The sequence below is a fragment of the Halobacillus sp. A1 genome, assembly GCF_024189295.1.
Classification (GTDB): domain Bacteria; phylum Bacillota; class Bacilli; order Bacillales; family Halobacillaceae; genus Halobacillus_A.
Window position 1 is genome coordinate 1 of the sequence record NZ_JAIZEN010000007.1, and the last position, 22,581, is coordinate 22,581.

Here is a 22,581-nt window from a genome sequence, read left to right on the forward strand (position 1 = left end):
TCGGTCTAACATCGAATCCCTCACTTTTATGTAGTTCTTTCATTATACAAGAAAACACGCATCCTTTCTTTGATTTTCAAAGAAAGGATGCGTGTTTAGTTTTATCATGGACTTTTTCAGTGGCCTCCTTGTGACAGGGCCTTCTCTGCTAACGATCTATTTTATTTTATTAATCATTTTTTTGTATTGTAAATCTCCATATCCTATTGTTGGAAAAAGTTTGAATAACCTTTCAAGTAATTCAGAAGTCGATAAGTTTTTATTCTGTTTGATGTACTGCGTTACAGGATTATCATCCGCCAGCATCGTTACGTATAGATCTATTGCCTGGTGCATCACTGGAGTTACAGAAACTGATGTTTTTTTATGATTGAACAGGACGTCTTCATAAGCAGTAACATAATGACCTAACTCAAGTTCAGTTTGTCTTATCTTACGTTCATCTTCTCTGAAACTATGTAAGATCACTCTTCCGCTGAAATTGGCTTGTTCAAGGTAAGCGAGAAGGGTAAGAAGGTTCATTTGACAAAACATGTCTTCACCAAACCATAATACGATACATTTATATGTGTTGGTAAAGAGTTTATTTAAAGGATTGATTACCTTTTCGATATAATCTTCAACTAACTCATGGTGTCCCATGGCCCTAGTCTTTATGAACTCTTCATTAAATATATCTTTGGTAGTGGCGTTTACACACATAGCTTCATTAAATGGAACGTAGTCTGAATGCCCCAAAATCTTTTCATTCTTAAATTCTTCATACATAAACTGACCATGTAATACATGTAGTACATGTTCATCAGAAAAATCACTAAGTTCATTTTGTATTTGCTCGATTCCCATTCTCATTGAAAAATTCATTCCGAATTACTCCCCATTTTTATGGCTGTAAAGTCTATTAATAATTGAACTGGAATACACAGTAACTATATTTTAACCTCTTACTATAATTATACAAATAAACATAACGACGAGGTTTATATGAATTCATTGGCCGAGGGGTAACTTTTTAACTGGCCGTCAGGATTGGTGTATAATGGCGATATTATTCCAGGGAGTATTTTTGAAAAGGAGAGATGGAATGCTTAAACTAGTATGCTTCGGTGATAGTATTACGGCTGGTACACAAGGGTTGTCTAAACCAATGTTAACTACAAAACTAGCTGAACATTTGAAGGAGTTTGAAATCATAAATGCGGGTGTTTCAGGTGATAACACTTGTGATGCAATGAGTAGAATACAAAACGATGTAATGAAACATAACCCCGATCTAGTAACCGTGTTGTTCGGTGCCAATGACGCTGCATTTCATAAAATGGTAGATATAGAAACCTATAAAGAGAACCTTTATAAAATCATAGAGCACATAGGATCTGACAAAGCCATATTGATTTCCCCAGCGCCCGTTGATGAAAAGCTTCAGTTTGATAGAACCAACAATGTATTATCTGAGTACTCTTTAATTGTTCAAGAAGCAGCACGTGACACCGGAAGTTACTTTATTGATTTCTTTTCCGAGTTTATTTCTATAGATAACTATCAAGAAAAACTTATAGGATTAGAAAATGATGGTCTTCATTTTGGTGAAAAGGGTTATGATATTCTTGTGCGCTTAATGGTAAGTAAGATAAAAGAAATTCACAACTAAACGATGAAAATCCAGACCATCAAACCCGTGAAAATTTCCTGAAACGAGTTTTTTAAAGGGTCTCTTTTTATAGGCTGAATTTATTCATCATCTAAAATATCGCGGAGGAACCTCTCGCGGTTTTGTAAAAAATAACTCGTAATTTGAAAGTGGTTTGTCTCCTCATACTGGACCTTATGAATCACTTCTTCATCAAAACTGTAAATATCAGCGTCCGGATACCCTAACAGAATGGGGGAGTGGGTGGCTATAATGAACTGGCAGTCTCCTGAGGAAACTAAGTCATGCATGATTTTTAAAAAAGAAAGCTGACGCTGAGGGGATAAAGCCGCTTCAGGCTCGTCCAACAGGTAAATGGCTTTCCCGTGGAACCTGTTCAAGAATAGAGACAAAAACGATTCCCCATGAGACTGTGCGTGCAGAGACTGCCCGCCATAAGCTCCATGAGCGCCGACTTCATCAATATGAGACGCGAAATCATAGAAAGACTCGGCGCGAAGGAAAAAGCCTTTCGTCAGTTTTGGCAGCCAGGACAGTTTGACATAATCTCCGAGTGCCGATTCAGATGCATGTACGTCATAATAATTATTCCGTCCGCCGCCTGCTGTATGAAAGCCGCATCGATCGGCGATGGCTTCTAACAGCGTCGATTTACCGGAGCCATTTTCTCCGACAAAGCAAGTCACCCTGTTGCTGATATCAAGGTGCTGAAGATTTTTTATAGAAGGGATCGAAAAGGGATAAGTTTGAAAAGAAGGAATGCGTTCACGTTGAAGTTCTATTCTCTTTAACACGGAATCACCTATCATTTCTATTTTTCCTCTATCGTACCATGGTTACATGATAAAAAAACACCATCCCCAAATCGGGAATGGTGTCCGTTTCATTTACATATTATTCATCGGATAATTCACTTTCTGTTACCCATTTATGGTTCTCAACCTTTTCTCCTCCGTCGGTCGGTTCAAAATCAACCATATAAACAGTTGTTTCTTCTGCGGAATCAATGGTTGCCTCAGCACCTTCCATGCCTTCCATATGAGAAGCGTTTAAGGTGACTTCTGCTCCCTCTTCAAGAGGTGCCTCTCCTGGATCTTCGAGTTCTTCATGGATGACCCATTTATGATCTTCCACTCGTTCTCCGCCATTGGCTGGGTCATAAGAAACGATATAAGCTACTGTATCGAAAGCTCCAGAAATCGTTGCTTCTGCCCCATCCATTCCTGGCATGTGGTCTGCATTCATGACAGCGGTACTGTCGACTTCATAGGAAGGGTCCTCTGCCTCTTCAAGATCGTCAGGCACCTCGCCTGAACTTGAATGATTCATTTCAGAATGGTCCATTTCTTCACTGGACTCATTGCTTTCCTCGTTCTCGTTCGTGCTTTCATTTTCCTGCTCATTGCTGGAACAAGCAGCGACAAGCAAAATCAACAATAGCGCAGCCAATCCTAACATTCTTTTTTTCATTTTCAGTTCCTCCTCATTTTATCTTCTATTTATATTTAATCAGTCTTAAGCAGCTTCGCGTTAATGGCTACTACGACTGTACTTAAACTCATTAGAACAGCACCTACAGCTGGGCTGAGCACAACGCCGACAGGAGCAAGGACTCCTGCAGCTAACGGAATCGCAAAAATGTTGTAGCCAGTTGCCCACCAGAGGTTCTGGACCATTTTTCTATACGTGTTCTTAGATAAACTCAACACGGACACGATATCTTTCGGGTTGCTTTGGACGAGCACAATGTCTGCTGTTTCCACCGCCACGTCGGTACCGCTGCCGATGGCAATGCCTACATCTGCTGTAGCCAGTGCGGGAGCGTCGTTGATGCCATCTCCTGTCATAGCGACTTTTCTTCCGTCGGACTGGACTTCCTTCACTTTGTCCGATTTATGATCAGGCATGACTTCGGCATAAACCTCTTCAATATCGAGCTGCTTTGCGACCCAGTGAGCTACCTTTTCATTATCTCCAGTAAGCATGATGGAGTGGATGCCACTGGCTTTAAGCTCGGCAATCGCTTCTTTCGCTGAATCCCTGACCATATCAGCAAGTGCGACCATCCCGATCAATTGATCGTCTACAAGTACGAAGACGACGGTTTTTCCTTCTTCAGACAGTTCAGTAAACGCTGATTGATCATACGAATACCCCTGTTCGTCCATATAACCCGGACTCATAACTTTAACGGATCTGCCGTCAATCGTTCCTTTTAGGCCTTGTCCGGTTATAGATTCAAAGTCTTCCACTTTGCCGAGAGCAATCTCTTGAGCTTCAGCTTTTTCTAAAATTCCTTTAGCGAGAGGGTGTTCAGAGTTTTGCTCGACACTTGCGGCCCAGTATAAAACATCCTGTTCCGCTTGCTCGTTGGCAGGAATGATATTCGTGACCCCGAACTCACCTTTTGTCAGAGTTCCTGTTTTATCAAAAATGACGGCGTCGATCGTTCGTGCATTCTCAAATTGGGTACGGTTTCTGATCAACAGTCCCTGTTTTGCCGATAAGGAGGTGGATACGGCCACGACAAGCGGGGCAGCTAATCCGAGAGCGTGCGGACACGTGATGACCATGACAGTGACCATTCGTTCTATTGCTACATCGAAGGAAAATCCTAACGCGATCCATACGATGAATGTAGTAATACCAGCTCCGAGCGCTAGATAGAACAGCCATTTGGCGGCACGGTTCGCTAAGTCCTGAGCCCTTGACTTTGAATTCTGCGCTTCCTCAACGAGCGTGATGACTTTGGAAAGATACGTATCCTTTCCCGTGTTTTTCACCTGGATGGTCAGGCTTCCCTCTTTATTGATGGCGCCCCCGATCACTTCCTCATCCTTGCTTTTCTCAACAGGTACAGACTCTCCAGTCAACATAGATTCATCAATGGCAGAGCTGCCGTCTGTAATTACGCCATCTACAGGTATTTTCTCTCCAGGCTTTACGAGCACAAGGTCGTCTGCATGGAGTTCGTTCAACGCGACCTCTTCCGTTTTGCCACCTTCCGTTAATCGATGCGCGGTATTTGGCATCAATTTCACCAATTCCTGTAGTGCATTTGAAGCTCCCATCACGGATCTCATTTCAATCCAATGTCCGAGAAGCATAATATCAATCAGTGTAGCCAGTTCCCAGAAAAAATTCTTTCCTGTCCAGCCGAAGACTATTAGGGAACTATATCCATAAGCTACGACAATCGCCAGACCAATCAACGTCATCATGCCTGGATTTCTATTCTTCAGTTCATCAACAGCCCCAGTCAAAAACGGCCATCCTCCATAGAAGAAGACAAACGTAGCCAGACCGAATAAAACGTATTGATCGTAAGGGAAAGTTAAACTAAAACTGAAAAATTCCTGAATCATGGGTGATAATAATAAAATTGGAATCGTAACGAACAAAGAAATATAAAATCTCAGTTTGAAATCATCAATCATCGCTCCATGATCGTGACCAGAATGATCGTGGTTTTCATGATGGTCATGTTCTTCTTGGGAATGAGAGTGATGATGTTGTTCCATAACGATATCCCTCCGTTTCATCTCTATATTTTACATACTATTACCCGGTAAGGGTATATGTAAACAGTATGAACTTTCTGCTGCTCAAATTGATTCATAAGTAGCATGAATCTAAAATCTCTATCCATCCTTCAGCATAGGCAAAGTATATATTTTTGAAACATCTTGTACGGTGAAATCGTTAGGATAAAAGACACACTTATTAGAATGGGAGGAACAGAACATGCACTTAATTACAAAAAAACGAACCGCAGCTTTCTGTATAGACTTCGCGATTTCAACAGCCGTAACTTTCGGTGTAGAAAAGCTGCTCCGCAAAAAAGTGAAAAATGAAGCCGTACACGCATTAATCACACCGACTCTCGTCATGTGGTCGCTGGAGTACGCTCAGCTTAAGGCGAGCGGTACGACCGTTGGGTATTTATCTACGGGGTTGGTACTGGAGAATGAAAGAGAAGGAAAGCCGACGTCTAAGCAAATCATTAAGCGGATGGCTTATCGAGACTTGATCAGCGGCATTGATTATTGGAAAGATCGAAAAGGGTTTACACAAGAAAATGGCGCAATTATGCCGCATGACCGCTATTCTGGAACCGTTGTGAAGGAAGTGGAATCCAGCTGTAGTCGATGCGAGTAAACATCATGTCTTTTCAATAGGCTCTATTATATTTCCGTGCTGACAATTTTTTAAGCTCCCTTATCTTGAAGGTTCCGTTGAGAGGTTTTTGTAGAAATAGAGGCTGGTTTTAGAAAACAGATCGCTTTCGGTAGCAAATTGTCACTTATAATAGTATACCCGGCTATATCGTATCTGGTTTGATGATCGGTCTGCTCTTATGGGTATGGTTCAGCAACGGTTATACAATAGAAAAGACAAAGTTCACATCATCTACGGTCTAAAAGTCTGAACTACTATAGAATTCCGTCTCAAAAGTTGAGACGGGATTTTTTGTTGTGTAGACCATTTCACCTTATTCCTTAATGTCAGGGTGAATGAAGCTTAAAAACGAATGAAACTCAATGCTTCTTCATTCGTATAGAAAGTAAGCTATCAAAAACTAAGGAGGAGTTCGATGAATTTGATCATCGGGATCTTAATGATTGCCGCACCAGCAGCGTTTCTTTTCTACTGGGGCAAATCTGGATTTGGAAATGAAGAACATGATGAAGATTAGTTAGAAAAGAAGGCAGCTTTTTAGGAGGCTAATGATGAATGAAGAGTCCATGAATAAAATCAGACGCGCCCTTCTTTACACTGCACTATTGATGCTGTCCTTCGTGTTATCCTACGTCATCGCCTATCCACTCGAATATTCGCCGCTCGGTTACGACGTAGTTGAGAAAAAGAAGGACGCGGTGACCGTTCAACACCATAACTTATTGGGAATCGAAAAAGAATCGATCACTTACACCCCAGCCCAAGACGATGAATGGTATATGGGATGGGTTGTAGATGAGATTGAATCCCAGAAGGTGCATTTCCACTTGTTCTTTACCTCCGTAATTGTCTCGATTTTTTGGGGAGGAATGGATTATCTTAGAGGGAAATCACAGAAAAAAATATGGTGGTTCTGTTTCTCAACGATCACTTTTGCAGGAATCTCATTGCTCAGTCATTTGAATGGGATAAAAGAGATAACAGAAAACTTTATTTAATCGTGTCATATGTTGCACGGCTGTAACGGAGGGATGCACATGCTCTTATTATTAACGGCAGACAGCTTTCATGTAGGAGATATAATGTTTCAATTGTTTTTCTTCATTATTATTGTGGCTGCAGTAACAGGGATTGTCTCTTATGTAAAGAAGGAGAAGAATAAAAATAAACAATTACATCGAATGGAACAAAAATTAGATGAACTGCTTGAAAGGAAGAAATAGAAGAGTTTAATGAGCGATAAGCGTTTATCGGGAGGAGTCTTTATGTCCAAACCAAGTGAAATCACCTCCAAAAAAGAAAGTACCTCTAGGGCATGGAATCATTTGGCCGATAATAACCTTGACTCCTATAATATTGCTAACAAGAAATGCTGCTGATGACTCTGATTATTTTATTTTAATTTTAGGTGCTGGTTTTTCCATCGTTGTTTTTACCACCATAGTGGTGAATGTTATAAATCTAACGTTGCATAACAAAAATAAGGTGGGGAATAAGTAGAAATCATCATGCCCATCACCGGTATCGAAGGATAGGTCGACCCCGCGTGATAGCCTCTTTACGTCCAGTTCTTACTCAATTTGGAATCAGTCCGAACATCTTGAAACTAAGTAATCAGAGTAGGGAGCTTGTATAAATATCAACACTGAATTTAACGCCTGCTGAAAATCTATCAAATTATAACTCCTCGATAAATAAAAACGGAGCTTAAGGAATATCCCTAAGCTCCGTCTTTTTATCCATCATTATGCTTTTACTAAAGCTTCTTTTCCGTAGAATGAAGCTTTATAAAGCTCTTTCATTTGTTCTTCGGAAGTTTCACGCGGGTTCGTACCTGTGCATGGGTCTTCCATTGCATTTTTCGCCATCGTATCTAGGTGCTTATTGAATTCTTCTTCAGATACGCCAAAGTCCTGGAGTGTGGTAGCAAGGCCAAGGTCTTTGTTTAATTGATAGATATACTCGACAAGTGAATCTGTCAATTCAGCATCTGTTTTTCCTTCAAGTCCGATACGGCGCGCAATTTCAGCAAAACGATCTTCAACTACAGCACGGTTGAATTGAATCACGTACGGCAGGAAGATGGCATTGGCATAGCCATGTGGAATGCCGAATGTCGGGCCGCTTTTGTGGGCCAGGCTGTGCACGTTACCTAGTACGGCGTTCGCAAACGCCATACCAGCCATAGCTTGAATGCTGTGCATCTGCTTAGCTGCTTCTTGATCGCCTTGATAGGAAGCAAGCAGGTTATCTTTGATTACTTCTGCACTGCCAAGCGCAAGAATATCCGTATACAGAGTTCTTGGTTTAGCTACATAAGATTCGATGGAGTGCGTGAACGCGTCCATGCCTGTATAAGCCGCGATGTGTTTAGGCAGTTCTTCGATCATGACGGGATCAATAATTGCGACATCCGGCGTCAGTTCAAAGTCTGCCAATGGATATTTAACATTCGTTGTTTCATCGGCTACTACGGAAAGGTTGGAAACTTCAGAACCACTTCCGCTAGTAGTAGGAATACCGGCAAATTTCGCTTTTGTACGAAGACGTGGAAGCTCAAAAGGCTTAATGGCGTCTTCAAAAGAAAGATCCGGGTTTTCATAAAAGAGCCAGATCGCTTTAGCGGAATCCATAGCGGATCCGCCTCCAATGCCGATAATCCAATCCGGCTGGAACGACTCAAGATCTTTTGCGCCTTGTTTTACCATTTCAAATGTTGGTTCTGTATTGAAACCTTCTAATACTTCTGTTTCTATATTGGCTGCTGCCAAATGTTCTTGAATTTTCTCAAGGTTTCCGTTTCGTTTAACGGAACCTCCCCCAATGATTAATGAGGCTTTTTTTCCTTCAAATTCCCTTAGTACTTCCAGGGCGTTCTCTTCGAAATAAATATCACGTGGGATCGTAAAACGACTCATAGTAATAATAGCCTCCTTGTAGTATGATGATTTGTCACAGTATCCATTGTATAAGCTCTAGTAGTATAATAACAGTACGCACTTTTAAAACACCTAGTATCTATAAAGATACCGTGCAATAGATATACGATGGGAGAGAGCCGATTGACTAGACAACCAGTGCAGCAATTCAATTGTGAAAAAGAACTCACATTGTCTCTAATCGGAGGCAAATGGAAGATGATCATCCTCTGGCATTTAGGAAAAGAAGGCACAAAGCGATTTGGAGAATTACAACGTCTGCTTCCTGACATTACGAAAAAAGTTCTCACAAACCAGCTGAGAGAATTGGAAGAGGACAAGCTCATTCACCGCGAAGTTTATCCAGTTGTACCGCCAAAAGTTGAATACTCTCTCACGGAACACGGTGAAACATTAATCCCTATTTTAGAATCCATGTATGAGTGGGGCAGCAATTATATGGAGACGGTAGGAAAAGAGAGAGACGACGTCGAATACTCCATTTTGTAGAGCTCTTTCATAGACATTTTGTTGTTTTATAATAAGTTCTATCGAGATATTTTGGTGTTTTCCGTTACTAAAAATGGTGCTTGAAGGTCCGGGAAATCACTCGCTTTCCATGGGCGTACGGTGAGCTTCCTCGGGCTAACGCCCTCCGGGATCTCACCATGTACTGTTTCCCATAGGAGTCTCGCAATTTCCCGAACCTTCTTGCTATTGTGAGGATAACGGAAACATCTGTGGCCATGCTTCACATAGTAAAACTGGAACTGTGCAGAAAGAAACTTTTTCCGTATCACTTATGAAAAGATTACTCTCCGATGCCCGATGGTTCGTTCATTTCATATCGGATGGGGTGGGGGGAAACGACGAGACTCCCGCGGGAGATGGTCCTAGGCGAGATCCCACAGGGCGGAGCCCGAGGAAGCTTGCCAGGTCCCCCGCAGGAAAGCGAGTTGTTTCCCAACCACCCTGGCCAGTATACGGTAACGAACCATTGTTCCGGGAGCGGGTCAAACACCTAACGGAGCTGACAGATTAAAAGCAACCGCTGAAGTGTTTGTACATTTTTCAGCGGTTTTTGCGAATTAATTTAACCATCAGCGTTCAAATTAAAATTTCTCCTGTAAAATAAGAAGTGAAAAGAATTTACCAGTAATCAATTTGGAAAGGAGATACATAAATGAACTCAAAATACTTAGATTTACTGGCTAAAACATATGATACCGAAGAAAAAGTAGTCACTGAAATTATTAATCTAAAAGCCATTCTTAATCTGCCAAAAGGGACAGAACATTTTGTCAGCGATTTGCACGGAGAATATCAAGCGTTTCAGCATGTACTTAGAAATGGTTCAGGGAGAGTAAAAGAGAAAATAACCGACCTTTTTAAGGATGAAATATCCGACAAGGAAATTGATGAATTTGCGACATTAGTCTATTATCCTGAAGAAAAAATCAAGCTGATAAAGAACGGTTTTGACAATGCGAAAGAATTGAACGAATGGTACTCCCAAATCATCGAACGTATGATTAAGCTCATCTCGTATGCCTCCTCCAAATATACTCGTTCGAAATTAAGGAAAGCGCTGCCGGAACAGTTTGTGTATATTATAGAAGAATTGCTGTACAAAACGAATGATTTCATCAATAAAGAATCGTATTATTCAAAAATTGTCCAGCAGATTATTTCGCTTGGACAAGCAGATAAGCTCATTATCGGGCTTTCTTATACGACGCAGAAATTGGTAGTCGACCATCTTCATGTTGTCGGCGATATTTATGATCGTGGTCCAGAACCCGATAAAATTATGGAAACCCTCATCAATTATCCATCCGTAGATATACAGTGGGGAAATCATGATGTCCTATGGATTGGTGCGTTTGCCGGATCAAAAGTTTGTTTAGCCAATATTCTTCGGATTTGCGCCAGGTACAATAATTTAGACATTATTGAAGATGTATATGGAATCAACCTTAGACCTCTTCTTAATCTAGCGGAGAAATACTACGATGACCATCCAGCTTTTAGGCCAAAAGTAGATTCAGACGAAAAACAATCGACGCAGGAAAAAGACCAAATTACAAAAATTCACCAAGCCATTGCCATGATTCAGTTCAAGTTGGAAAGCCCGATCATAAAGAGACGATCGTACTTTAATATGTCTGAGAGACGACTGCTTGAGAAAGTGGATTACGATAACAACGAAATTACGATTCACGGAAACACATATCCGCTTGATAACCCTTGCTTCGCAACTATCGATCCAGAGCGACCGGATCAGCTGTTAGAAGAGGAAGAACAAGTCATCGACAAGCTGCTGTTTTCTATCCAACACTCGGAAAAGCTGGCCAGACATATGAATTTCCTTATGAAAAAAGGCAGCCTTTATTTGAAATATAACGGAAACCTGTTGATTCACGGATGTATCCCTTTAGACGAAAAAGGAAATATGGAAAAAATGACAATCGAAAACAAAACTTACGGAGGCCGTGACCTGCTGGATATTTTTGAATATTATTTACGTCACGCTTTTGCCAATCCAGAACAGACAGACGATCTCGCAACAGACATGGTCTGGTATTTATGGACAGGTGAATATTCCTCCCTCTTTGGAAAGAGAGAAATGACCACCTTCGAAAGGTATTTTATTAAAGATAAACAATCTCATAAAGAGAAGAAAAACCCTTATTACACCTTACGAGAACAAGAAGACATCTGCCGTAACATCCTGGCAGAATTCGACCTTAACCCTGAACAAGGACACATTATAAATGGACACACCCCCGTCAAAGAAATAGACGGAGAAAATCCAATCAAAGCCAATGGAAAAATGATCGTCATCGACGGAGGCTTCTCCAAAGCCTATCAATCTACCACAGGCATAGCTGGTTACACGCTGTTATACAACTCATACGGCATGCAGCTAGTCGCCCATAAACACTTCAACTCTAAAGAAGACGTCCTGCTTAATGGAACAGATGTATTATCGGTGAAACGACTGGTAGATAAAGAGCTCGAGAGGAAAAAAGTGCTGGAAACGAATGTAGGAGAAGAACTACTGCAGGAAGTCTATATGTTGAATAGCTTGATGGAATATCGCTATATGAATTAAAGGTAATTCATATAATAGAACCTTTTAAATTTAAATTTTGTTTTACTCATTAGTCATTTGCTCTCTACCTACAGAGCAAATGACTAATTTTATAATCATATATTCTATTCTGGTTTGTACATGGGGAATGATTAGTTGAGGTTTTCAACACGTCTTAGTAAGGAGGGATAAGGTATGAGGGTGATTATCTTATTACTACTTATTACCGGCTGTTCCACGATGACAGAAAACGGTGGAGCATCAAACAATATCCCCAGTCAAGTTGGGGAGCCTGACGCTGAGAGTGGCATGACTGATTATAAAGATTGGACTACAGAGGAGATAAGCGAAAAAGCAGGATATGAACCTTACACAAATAAATTGTTTAAAGGAATTCATTTAACGTCTACTTATCATAGGGTGGACCCAGGTGGCGAAGTAGGCACTAACGAGTCTTTTCCGAACGAGAAAATTCGCGTCCAACTCGTTGAAAGAGGAAAGGATTTAGAAGAAATTGAGGTCGTAAAAGAAGAAGTCTTTACAAAAGGTGAAAAACTGAGGGTGCAGCTTCCTGAAAAAGAAGGAGCGGTTTATACATACAGTCAAGAGGCCTTAAGTAAAGATGATGAGATTTTAGATACCGATGTAGCCATCTATCAAGTACCACCTGAAGAGTTAAACGCCCGTATGTATACAGAAAAAGAAGTTTTAGAAGCTAATGATACATTGGAAGTTCAAGTAGAGAACTGGGGACCTACACAATTAAACTTCGGCATGCCTTATTCTTTAGAAAAGTATAGTTCCGGCACATGGGAAAACATATCGGGAGAACAGCCTTTCGAAATGATCGGGTATCAGCTAGAACCAGACAAAACGCATACTCAGGAGATCGATTTAGCAAACCTTGATGTAAGCTCAGGCACCTATAGGGTAATAAAAACATTCGAAGCGGCACATACAGAGCTTTCCTCACAATTGGCTGTAGAATTTGAAATTGAGTAGCCTGGTATTTTGGGCTAAGTGAGGATTTGAATCGTGAGCAGATGGAAAGGGGAAAGTGGCGATTATCCTTAAAATAGTCGTCTCTTTCTTAATTTGAGTTGCCATTGTATGGAGGCTATACAGGTTTCTGCAGTGAAAGCATATACAGCTGCGCTCCTGTGTAAGTGAATTAACTGATAGGTTGAAGTCTTTTAAAGCGAAGCGTCCTTCATTATTTTTGCGTTTGGATCATGAAAGGAAATTAATAGGTGGGGGATGGGAACCACTCGTGGTTTCCAACCCCCATTCCTCTATTCTTAAAATACTGCCCTTCAGGGTTTTTCACAAAGAATATCAACACCGAGGATGAAGAGATCAATTATTTTTGTTTCGCAATATCAACTTCAACCGGCTGGATATCCATGTTCACATTCAAGAAAGAATAATCATCTTTATTCCCATCTTGATATCCCCAAAAGCCTTCAGTGTTTTCTTCTTTACTAAATGTTAACTCAAATCCTTTTCCTTCATGTAAACTATAGCTTTTCACTTCGTCTTCGCGATAGTTATCAAGAAGGCTGTAGGATAAAAAGTTAGCCAAGGTCGGGTGAGGGGTGAGCACGCCTGAATGTGGGGCGGCTTCATAATCAAAGTACTCATAATCTTTTGTTGAATCTTTATGGTCACTGATTGTGAAAGTCTTTGTGTTCAGATCCAACGTATCACCCGACGTGACCCATGATAATTGGATGTCCTCATATAAAGATGGGACGTTCTCAGAATTCTCAGCTTGTGACAGGTCGACCACGGACACCCCGGCACGTCCTGCAACCTCAAGGGTTCCGGTTTGGTTATCGAAAATCAATGCCGTATCCTCGTCGATGCCGTAAGAGAATTCCTCTTCATCAGCGTGAGCGGAGGTAGTGGCAATCAATCTCCCTAATCGAGCTTTGTTATCGAAATGCTGGTCGATGATGCCGTGTGGGAAGAAACCTAATCCTTGTTCCAAGTAAGAGGCTCCGCCTTCCTGCTGGGACATGCCGTCGTACGTGTCGGTGAACCCTTTTGCTAACGTATCATGGCTTCCGCCTCCCGCAATCATCACGTCGCTCATGATGGCGGCCCCGGCACTTGTGCCGCCTAATACAGCGCCTTTTTCATAAATGGACCAAAGACTTTCCAGAACTTTCGATTGGGTACCATCCTCGTTTAATAGTGTTGCTGTAATATCCGTTTGGTCGCCTCCGACAAACCAGATGCCGTCGTATTCTTTTATCTTTTCCGCTAATTGTTGATCATTTCTATTTTTCAACCACTCGCTCTCATCTTCTTCTGTTCCGCTAAAATCGTGATTGGAAAGAGGGAGGATATCGATGCTCTCTTCATCGACTCCATAATGGATCAAATCTTCTTTAAAGATATTTGAAGATTTTAAGCTGGAGCTTGCAGCTGGGATAATTCCTATTGTCGCATCGTCACCAGCTTTTTTAATAAATGCATCGTAAACTTCTTCGTTGGAGCTGCCTAATGCTCCACCTGCCATGACTAAGCTGCCTTTGGTTTCAGGATTGAATGAAATGTCAGGTGAGCTGAATGTGGAGGTGTTGTAATTTGTAAAGGCCTGGTTATTTTCTTCAAAATTGATCTGAATAGGTTCAATATCCATTTTGACATGAGCTAGTGAATAAGAATCCTTCTGGCCATCCTGATAGCCCCAGAACCCATCCGTTTCTTCTTTCTGCTCAAAGTTCAATTGAAAACCTTCGCCTTCACTGTCGTAAAGATAACTCTTCACTTCATTTGCGGCTTCGTTATCGACAAGTGAATAAGAGAGGTAGTTTGGTAATGTACCATACGATGTGAGTACTCCAGTTGCCGGGAGAGGATCAAAGTTGAAATACTCGTATCCTATGGTAGAAACCTTGTCTTCGCTGATGTTGAAGGTTTTATTGTCTGGGTCTATTTGATCTCCGGGTGATAGGAAGCTGAGATCAAGATTGTCGATTTCTTTTCCCTTTGTTTCAGCTTCTGATGAATCGATTACTGCGACGGTGCTTTTTCCTATGATATCAATGGTGTTTTCCTTGTTATGGACAACCATCGCTGTGTCTTCATCAATGCCGTAAGCATAATTCCCTTGTGTCTCATATTCCAAAGCTGTAGCGGCTAGTCTGCCTAAGCGTGACCGTTCATTAAAGTGTTGGTCGACAATACCCCATTGGAAAAACCCGAGACCTTCCTCAATATAAACGGGTGCATACTCCTCGTCAGCATAGGAAACGTCTTCTGAAGTGAATTCCTGGTTGAACCCGCCAAGGCTGTCTCCCCCAGTGATCATGACATCACTCATGATGGCTGCTCCGGCACTTGTCCCCCCAAGAACTGCTCCATCCTCATAAATATCCCAAATCGCTTCCAAAGCTTTTGTTTTTTTACCATTTTTCTTTAAAAGGGTGTCGGTAATTTTCAGTTGATCACCACCGACGAACCAAATCCCGTTGAGATCTTTAATTTTATTTACCATTTTGTTCTTTTGAGCATTACTCTTCCATTTTCTCTCGTTCTCATCAGTTCCGCTGAAATCATGGGAGGATAATTCGAGGATTTCAATCGATGATTCCTCTACTCCGTAAGAAATCAAATCCTCCTTAAATTTTTCAGTGGATTTCAAAGATCCTGAAGCGGCAGGTACAATGCCGATTTTTGCATTCTTGTCGCCTCCAGCTAAATCAATGAACTCTTCATACACCTCGACATTGCTTGTCCCAAGTGATCCCCCGGCAATGACAAGGCTCCCCTTAATAGCGGGGTCATCACTTCCTTTAGCTGAAATACTGGATGTTCCTGAACCGACGATGACGACCATCAATAGCGCAAGCATGATAAGCTTACTTACCTTCATAGAATTTGCTCCCTTCTTTATTTACCTCTCGATTATGAATATGCAAGATTCGTGCCAACTTAAAAACACTGAAAAATCTGACTTTTATTTTTGTCTGGTTGTATATGGGTGAATGTGGTTTTGTTTATAAAGACCAATGTAAAACGAGGATCATACTACTTTTTGAAAAAAAGCAGGTTTAGCTAATCTTTAACAAAAAGGTTTGTTAGGAAGATTGACGATTCGTTTCATAATAGACGGTTTTCTCTAAATTCAGTCTTCGAGTTAAGGAAGGATAGTGGAAAGGTTGATATCGACGCATTAGGAGTTTTGAAACTAAATTGAATTGGTATCGTATGTGTAATGAGAAAAATGATTTTTGGAGGGGTTAGATGGGAAATGAAAAAGAAACTCCTGAAGAAAGAAGAGAAAGATTAAGACAAGAAGAATTAAAAGGAAACTATAATGGAAATTTGAAAGATTCTACTTATAGAGCGCATAATGGTAGCCTTGTTGATTTAGTAGGTGGGATAGGATGGAAAGGAACAGGAATGTTTATCATCCTAATAATAGTAGGTTTTATAGTTTATTCCTTATTCTTTAGCTAAAAGTCATTAAAGTAAACATCAATAAATTTCTCGGATTCAAGTCATACGTTATTGGGGGAGATAGCTGCAAAAAGGGCTATCGTTTGCTGTACTAATGAGCAGGATTGTGAAATAAGGCTGAAACATCATTTTCAATAAAACGTATCATTAAGGTAGAGACATATAAGAAGGGAGGTTATTTATGTTTTTGGGTATTTTCTTCTTAGCAGTGGTATCTGGGGAATAATTTCACCATATTCTTGGTGGTTGATAGGGGAAAGTTGAAAATCACAAAGCAGTATGAGCTCGGTGGAAAGTCTACTCCTGTTAATAAGTGGGGAATGGATTTATGTAGCTCTCCACTTTCAACTAATTATCGAATTGTTACGGAATTAAGACAAGATGATTGGATGTATATCGCTCTCGTAAAGGTAGGGGCAATGGGGTTAACACTATTAAACTATCTCATCCCGCTTCGCACCTTAAAAAAGGGGAAGAAGTTGGCTTCTTTAACTTTGGTTCGACCGTTGTGCTATTGTTCGAAAAAAGAAAGGTCAGTCTCGATGAAAAGTTAAAGCGCGAATCCTTTAGTAAAGCCGGAAAGCCTTTGGCGAATAAAACAAACGTTAAATTCTTGGCTTCTGTTTAAAATAATATAGAGGATGGATCTTTGAATTATTTGGTGCCCACAAAAAACAATCATACTAAGAACTACATTTTAGGGGCAGTCCCCCGGGACGTTAGAGAACTAAAGGATGACTTAGTGCCCAAGGAGATCTGCTGGTATTGCCCTTCTTTTCGTACCATCATACAGTGGAACCAGACGTTTTTGTTTTCCGTTTATAGTGTGATGGTGTCTCACCCCCGCTTTACTTAAGCATTAACGTGGTGGGGAAGACACCGTTATATAGGTAGTCTGTTCTGAAAGGGCCATGAGAGAAATGATTTGTTGCAGGGCTGTTTCTTTATTTGTTGGAAATGCACTTGAATTTAGGTTATCTACCTTGACGTTATAAACGCTTTTTTCAATTTACGGGTATATATCTCGAAACTGAGTCTTAAAGAAACGGGCAGGTTAGTTGAAGACTCGAATTCGAGATTATATGTATATTGAAACAAAATCTAGATCTTATCGTATATATAATAAGATATTTAAATAGAGGAGAACTAGGAAGGGGATTTAATTTCTATAATGTAGGTGTTATATATAGAAGTTACTTGGACTTAGAGATAATAATTCAATGAAAATTATAATAAATTTACATAGAGGTGTTATTATTGAATAAAAATTACTTAGAAATTATTAAAGTTGGAAGTTTGTGCGTCATTGCTATTATATTGACGATAATAGCTTGGCACATCAACAGGATAGCAAACTACTTATATGACTTGGTTATGTTATCTGGTAATGGTTAAAAAAGTTTCTCAAGCAATCGTTTTTTAGCTAACTGGGCAGGATTGTAGAAGATTTGAATTCTAGGTAAAATTAAATGGTAGGGGGTGCTATATTGAGTAGGAAGTTCTTAATCCTGTTTTCAGTTCTGTTGGTTACCATAGCTAGTGGATGTTCTTTCGGTATGGTTAGTGAAAAAATAACCGAAGAAAAAGCAGAAATAATTGCTATAGAAGATGCACCCAAATTTAAGTCTGATAATAGCAAATTTAAAGTATATAAAACAGAACAAATTGATAAGGGTTGGAGAGTAATGGTAAGTTCTTTAGAGCCTCCACACGAAGAAGTTGCTCCGAATATATGGTATGAGATTAGTGTGAACGGAAACATCATCGTAAGAGAAAATATGGCATTAGAAGAGTAAAGTCTTTGTTCAACTAATGGGGGCTATTGTTGAAAAACGGCTATCGTTTACTGTACTAAACGAGTAATGGAGTTGATTAAGGAAACTTGATAATGGAGGGTGAATGATGAAAAGAATATTAATCTTTTCTGTTCTTTCTTTTTTTTCATAGTAGGCTGCAATAGTGAAGAACAAGATTATACAGGTGATCCAACAATCGAAGGATATGTAGTGGAGGTTGAAGATAAAAGTATATTAGTAGCTAATGGAATAACAAAGGAACAAGCTGTTCATATGAGTTGGAAAGAACTTTCTAAAGTAGATGGTAAGATGTACGATGCTTACACCTTTAAAATTGATGGTTTCTTTGAATCATTTTCCGATTTTAAAAAAGGAGACAAAGTAAAAGTATGGGGCAAGGGAGGTGCAAATGAATCTTATCCCGCTCAATCTGAATTAGATAAAATAGAACTTACAAAATAACTGAAACACATTGTTTCAGTAACGGGGGCTTTTGCTTAATACCGTTCTCGCCCCCCCTCAATACATAAGTATAGGTTTGATGAATGTTAGCTTGTTGAGTGTCAGAGCAGTTTAAAGGTTCAAAGTGATTAACGCTAATTGTAGCGGAGCAGGTTAGAAAAATAAGGATTCTGTTTTTATATTATAAATTGCAAAGTGGTTTTTAGGAGGGGAAGTAATGAAACGTGTAGTAGGTATATTTTTGAGTCTTTCAGCTTTATTAACATACCAAATTGTAGATGTACTTTATTATCCTGTTGAGGAAAAAATAATAGATAATAATTCTGGAATAACAACAGTAATATACAATTATCCTTTAATGTATAGGTCAATTTGTACCGTATTAATAATTACTTTTATCCTTGGGATATATTTTATTTTAGCAAAGGAAAAGCAAAGAAAAGAATCTATATCCTGTGATTCTTGAAAATATCAATGGTTATATATGATAAATTGAGGGTGATGACTTTACTATATGGGGCTCTAGTGTAATAAGTGATGTGTAACATTTTTTAGTCCCTTAAGTAAGTGATTTCTCGAATTCGGTCTTACTGTATCTGGGGCTTTTCTGCAATAAGTAAAACAACAAAGGGGGAATATACTTGGCCGCTAGTGATAATGATCTGAAAAATGTCCATATTCGTACTGGAAAGATGAGCGATGCCAAAAAAATATTAAATATTCAAAGAGACGTAGTCATTGAAAATGAATATTTAATTTCAGTTTCAGAAGAGTTTAGTAAAAACATAGAACAACAAAAAGAGTGGATTCAGAAGATATTAAAAAATGAAAGAGAAACCTTGCTTGTTGCTGAAATTGATGAAGAAATTGTTGGATGGCTAGCATTTCAATCACCAAACCTTCAAAGGCTGTCTCACACTGGTTCATTTGGAATGATGCTACATAAGGGTTATAGAGGATTAGGAATAGGTACCAGTTTAATCACAGAGCTATTAGCTTGGGCAGAACAGACCCCTTTGATAGAGAAAGTTAGTTTAGGAGTTTTTTCAACGAATATACAAGCAATTAATCTTTATAAAAGAATGGGCTTTATAGAGGAAGGACGAAAGAAAAAAGAAATTAAGTTAGATGAAAATAAATACGTTGATGATGTTCTTATGTACAAAATAGTTTGAGTACTATTATCTGAAGTTATCTCGAATTCAAGTCTTAAGCAATCGGGGGCTATTGCTTAAGAAGTAATTGTCTTACATAATCGGTGTGACTAAGGAGAGAGGTCATGGATTTTGCACTTAACTTTTTAATATATATGTTTATTCTTTTTCCAATAGTTTCAATTGTTCATGAGTTTGGTCATGCTTTTTTTGCAAAGCTATTCTCACAGAAAATAGAAGAGATTTCAATAGGGATGGGAAAAGTCATTTTTGAGAAAAACTTGTTAAGTATTAGGTCAGCGTATTTTGCTTTCGGTTGGGTAACACTCAATGAAGATATGGAAGGAAAAATGACAAGATTTCAAACTTCTTTATTTCTATTAGGAGGAATTATTTTTAACCTTGCTACAGCTGTTATACTTGATATATTTACAGGATATGAGTTCTTCTATTTTAGGAATTATGTAGATAGCTTTATTTTTTTGTCCTACCTTCAAGTTCTTAACTTACTTCCAGTAACACTAATCCATGGGGAGTCAGACGGCAAACAGATGATTTCGAGAGTTTTAAAAAGTTAATTCTTATCTCTACATTAACAAAGAAAATGAATAGTTTCTCAAACGAGATATCTCGGAATTAATTCTTACTGTATCTGGATCGTTAGTTCAATAAGCAATATATCTAAATGGGACCTTTATAAAGTTAGTTTTGTAGGTAATAACTTTAACAGAGCCTACATAAAGGGTGGAGACAGCTCCTTCCACAAAATTAGAAACTTATAGTAATCTTGATTTTAGAAGATTGAGGGAGGAATCATAGATTGAATATGGTCGTCAAAATATCGTCCTTCATCATACTCATGCTGAACTTATCTCTTCTAATTTTGGATCTTACATTAAATATAATAGAGATGCCGATGATGGTTTGGTTGCCAAGTATGTTAGTATTCTGGTTCATGTTGGGATACAGAGATTACGTTGAAGAGGGTAGCAAGGTGTGGGGAGGGATTTTCATGGCCGTTTCCACAGGTTCGTTCATCATGCTTTTGTTCCTCAGGTTTGTTCACTTTCAATAGAGGGCTTTCAAAATGTCCTTAAGATACTTTGAATTGACGAAGTATCACCTGCTCCTAAAGAAATCATCCTTCAAAATTATATAAGATCGCACGTAACCCCATGCTCAGTAATTTACTGAGCATGGGGTTTTGAATGTCATCTGATCTTTTATCGATAAACCCAACGCAAAAAAACGTTCCAATTAGTAGTTTATTTTCCGATATATTCCTTGAATATTTCAAAAATCCGGATAATATAATAAATATTTTTCAATGCTCACGGGGGATATTTGGAGCAGTCTTAATCCTCCATAAGAAATAGAGGTTTAGTACTTTAAACTATTAAATCAGGTTATAGATCATATAATAATGGAATTTAAATGGAAAACAAGGAAAAGTACTCCATAACTGTTTATTTGAATACGTCATTAGACTCGAAAAATGACGTCTATTTATGTAACAGCTATGATACATAAATTAATTTATGTGTAACGCTGAGGTAATTATCTTCTAGTATATTGGTCTGCGGTTAATGAATGTTTATACTTTGACAGGCTGTCATCCAAATTCAATGAATAGGTGGATAGGGAGGTAAATATGGTAGTTGAACTAAGTATTATTATATTACTAGGTTTGATCGCTTTTTTCCTTGGTGCCAAGGAAAAGTTGAAGAATAACAGAAACATAGAAAGTATTCCTGTGCGGGTCAACGTTAACGGTATTCGCGGGAAGTCGACGGTAACGCGATTGATCACCGGAGTCTTGCAGAAGGCTGGATATAAGACAGTCGGTAAAACGACAGGCACGGATGCGCGTATGCTGTACTGGTTTGATGGGCAGGAGGAGCCGATCCAGCGAAGGATGGAAGGCCCGAACATCGGAGAGCAGCGGAAGGTTCTGAACAAAACGGTGGATTTAGATGCGGATGCGCTCGTGAGTGAGTGCATGGCAGTAAAACCGGATTATCAGGTTATTTTCCAGGAGGAGCTTCTGCAGGCGAATATCGGACTGATTGTGAATGTATTAGAGGATCACATGGACGTATTAGGACCGACGCTTGAAGAGGTGGCCGATTCATTTGGGGCAGCAATCCCTTATGATGGCGACTTGATTGTCAACGAGAGCTCGTTTGTGCCTCATTTTAAAGACATTGCGGCGCAGCGGAATACGAACGTGCACGTATGTGATACATCTCTCATTTCTGAAGAATTTCTGAAAAAATTCGAATACATGGTGTTCCCGGAAAACGCCGCATTAGCCCTGGCTGTTGCGGACATATTAGGGATTGATCATGAAACGGCGAAGCAGGGGATGTTAGAAGCGTGGCCTGATCCGGGAGCGATGCAGATTCTTCCGATCGGTGACCGGCACAACCCAAGCTATCTGATCAATGGATTCTCAGCCAATGATCCGACGTCAACCTTAAACATATGGGAGCGCGTCAAGCAGCTGAGCTATCCGACAGAAGCTCCTGTGATTATTATGAACTGCCGGGAGGACCGCGTCGATCGAACCGAGCAGTTTGCGAAGCAGGTGCTGCCTGATCTTCCATGTGAAACATTAATTTTGATGGGACAGACGACAGGGCCGATTGTTGATGCCTATAAAAAGGGCGCCCTGCCTGTTCGAAACCTATTGGATCTGGAAGGCTATGAAACGGAAGAGATTGTCCGCGTGCTTCAGCCATTCCTGACTGGAAAGACGATTTACGGAATTGGTAATATTCACGGCGGAGCGGAAGAGCTAGTTAAACGATTAGAACAAAACAAAATAATAAAAGGAACGGCATAGAAAGGAATTACT

The 22,581-nt window shown here is 39.8% G+C and carries 21 protein-coding genes and 1 pseudogene; 16 read left to right on the forward strand and 6 right to left on the reverse strand.

The genetic code is table 11. The annotated features are described in order from the left end of the window. Positions 1–156: 156 nt before the first annotated feature. Positions 157–870: pseudogene (locus tag LF817_RS09215) on the reverse strand (AraC family transcriptional regulator); the annotation flags it as partial. Between the two features lie 214 nt (positions 871–1,084). Between LF817_RS09215 and LF817_RS09220 the strand changes: the two are divergent. Next, positions 1,085–1,651 (forward strand): SGNH/GDSL hydrolase family protein, encoded by a 567-nt coding sequence (locus tag LF817_RS09220; RefSeq protein WP_253935517.1) that lies wholly within the window; start codon positions 1,085–1,087, stop codon positions 1,649–1,651. Between the two features lie 80 nt (positions 1,652–1,731). On the opposite strand, the gene LF817_RS09225 is transcribed toward LF817_RS09220, so the two are convergent. The 3 genes from LF817_RS09225 to LF817_RS09235 all read right to left on the reverse strand — a co-directional run bounded on the left by LF817_RS09225 (position 1,732) and on the right by LF817_RS09235 (position 5,172). After that, positions 1,732–2,460, reverse strand: a complete 729-nt coding sequence (locus LF817_RS09225) for an AAA family ATPase (RefSeq protein ID WP_253935518.1) — start codon at positions 2,458–2,460, stop codon at positions 1,732–1,734. An 85-nt stretch (positions 2,461–2,545) separates the two neighbouring features. Continuing rightward, a complete protein-coding gene (locus LF817_RS09230) occupies positions 2,546–3,121 on the reverse strand; it encodes a YdhK family protein (protein WP_253935519.1) in 576 nt (191 codons plus the stop codon). Between the two features lie 35 nt (positions 3,122–3,156). After that, on the reverse strand, positions 3,157–5,172 hold the full coding sequence (locus LF817_RS09235) for a heavy metal translocating P-type ATPase (protein ID WP_253935520.1): 2,016 nt from the start codon (positions 5,170–5,172) through the stop codon (positions 3,157–3,159). 223 nt (positions 5,173–5,395) lie between these two features. On the opposite strand from LF817_RS09235, the gene LF817_RS09240 reads away from it, so the two are divergent. The 3 genes from LF817_RS09240 to LF817_RS09250 all read left to right on the forward strand — a co-directional run bounded on the left by LF817_RS09240 (position 5,396) and on the right by LF817_RS09250 (position 7,053). Further along, entirely contained in the window at positions 5,396–5,809 is a 414-nt protein-coding gene (locus LF817_RS09240) for an RDD family protein (RefSeq protein ID WP_253935521.1), read from the forward strand. A gap of 572 nt (positions 5,810–6,381) precedes the next feature. Further along, positions 6,382–6,828, forward strand: a complete 447-nt coding sequence (locus LF817_RS09245) for a hypothetical protein (protein ID WP_253935522.1) — start codon at positions 6,382–6,384, stop codon at positions 6,826–6,828. 39 nt (positions 6,829–6,867) lie between these two features. Then, positions 6,868–7,053, forward strand: coding sequence for a DUF4083 family protein (locus LF817_RS09250; RefSeq protein ID WP_253935523.1), 186 nt, complete (start codon positions 6,868–6,870; stop codon positions 7,051–7,053). A 522-nt stretch (positions 7,054–7,575) separates the two neighbouring features. Here LF817_RS09250 and LF817_RS09255 read toward each other — a convergent pair. Beyond that, on the reverse strand, positions 7,576–8,748 hold the full coding sequence (locus LF817_RS09255; RefSeq protein ID WP_253935524.1) for an iron-containing alcohol dehydrogenase: 1,173 nt from the start codon (positions 8,746–8,748) through the stop codon (positions 7,576–7,578). 144 nt (positions 8,749–8,892) lie between these two features. Here LF817_RS09255 and LF817_RS09260 point away from each other — a divergent pair, with 144 nt between their 5' ends. The 3 genes from LF817_RS09260 to LF817_RS09270 all read left to right on the forward strand — a co-directional run bounded on the left by LF817_RS09260 (position 8,893) and on the right by LF817_RS09270 (position 12,844). Continuing rightward, entirely contained in the window at positions 8,893–9,258 is a 366-nt protein-coding gene (locus tag LF817_RS09260) for a winged helix-turn-helix transcriptional regulator (RefSeq protein WP_253935525.1), read from the forward strand. 673 nt (positions 9,259–9,931) lie between these two features. Further along, positions 9,932–11,863 carry a fructose-1,6-bisphosphatase gene (fbp, locus tag LF817_RS09265; RefSeq protein WP_253935526.1) on the forward strand — a complete coding sequence of 644 codons (1,932 nt, stop codon included), beginning with the start codon at positions 9,932–9,934 and terminating at the stop codon, positions 11,861–11,863. Between the two features lie 174 nt (positions 11,864–12,037). Continuing rightward, complete coding sequence (locus LF817_RS09270; RefSeq protein ID WP_253935527.1) at positions 12,038–12,844, forward strand: immunoglobulin-like domain-containing protein; 807 nt, start codon at positions 12,038–12,040, stop codon at positions 12,842–12,844. Between the two features lie 358 nt (positions 12,845–13,202). On the opposite strand, the gene LF817_RS09275 is transcribed toward LF817_RS09270, so the two are convergent. Beyond that, the gene (locus tag LF817_RS09275) at positions 13,203–15,725 is read right to left on the reverse strand and encodes a cyanophycinase (RefSeq protein WP_253935528.1); all 2,523 of its coding nucleotides are present in this window, start codon (positions 15,723–15,725) and stop codon (positions 13,203–13,205) included. Between the two features lie 371 nt (positions 15,726–16,096). Between LF817_RS09275 and LF817_RS09280 the strand changes: the two genes are divergently transcribed. The 9 genes from LF817_RS09280 (at position 16,097) to pgsB (ending at position 22,569) form a co-directional block, all read left to right on the forward strand. After that, positions 16,097–16,312 (forward strand): DUF6366 family protein, encoded by a 216-nt coding sequence (locus LF817_RS09280; protein WP_253935529.1) that lies wholly within the window; start codon positions 16,097–16,099, stop codon positions 16,310–16,312. A 385-nt stretch (positions 16,313–16,697) separates the two neighbouring features. Then, complete coding sequence (locus LF817_RS20395) at positions 16,698–16,940, forward strand: phosphatidylserine decarboxylase (protein WP_371925027.1); 243 nt, start codon at positions 16,698–16,700, stop codon at positions 16,938–16,940. A gap of 859 nt (positions 16,941–17,799) precedes the next feature. After that, complete coding sequence (locus LF817_RS09285; protein WP_253935530.1) at positions 17,800–18,108, forward strand: hypothetical protein; 309 nt, start codon at positions 17,800–17,802, stop codon at positions 18,106–18,108. Positions 18,109–18,207: 99 nt separating this feature from the next. Further along, complete coding sequence (locus LF817_RS09290; protein ID WP_253935531.1) at positions 18,208–18,570, forward strand: YobA family protein; 363 nt, start codon at positions 18,208–18,210, stop codon at positions 18,568–18,570. A gap of 217 nt (positions 18,571–18,787) precedes the next feature. Beyond that, positions 18,788–19,036, forward strand: a complete 249-nt coding sequence (locus tag LF817_RS09295; protein ID WP_253935532.1) for a hypothetical protein — start codon at positions 18,788–18,790, stop codon at positions 19,034–19,036. Between the two features lie 175 nt (positions 19,037–19,211). Then, positions 19,212–19,745: a GNAT family N-acetyltransferase gene (locus LF817_RS09300; protein ID WP_256558262.1), complete on the forward strand. Its 534-nt coding sequence runs from the start codon at positions 19,212–19,214 to the stop codon at positions 19,743–19,745. 104 nt (positions 19,746–19,849) lie between these two features. Beyond that, complete coding sequence (locus LF817_RS09305; RefSeq protein WP_253935533.1) at positions 19,850–20,302, forward strand: site-2 protease family protein; 453 nt, start codon at positions 19,850–19,852, stop codon at positions 20,300–20,302. A gap of 242 nt (positions 20,303–20,544) precedes the next feature. Continuing rightward, positions 20,545–20,799 carry a hypothetical protein gene (locus LF817_RS09310; RefSeq protein ID WP_253935534.1) on the forward strand — a complete coding sequence of 85 codons (255 nt, stop codon included), beginning with the start codon at positions 20,545–20,547 and terminating at the stop codon, positions 20,797–20,799. 576 nt (positions 20,800–21,375) lie between these two features. Further along, positions 21,376–22,569 carry a poly-gamma-glutamate synthase PgsB gene (gene pgsB, locus LF817_RS09315; RefSeq protein WP_253935535.1) on the forward strand — a complete coding sequence of 398 codons (1,194 nt, stop codon included), beginning with the start codon at positions 21,376–21,378 and terminating at the stop codon, positions 22,567–22,569. Positions 22,570–22,581 lie beyond the last annotated feature (12 nt).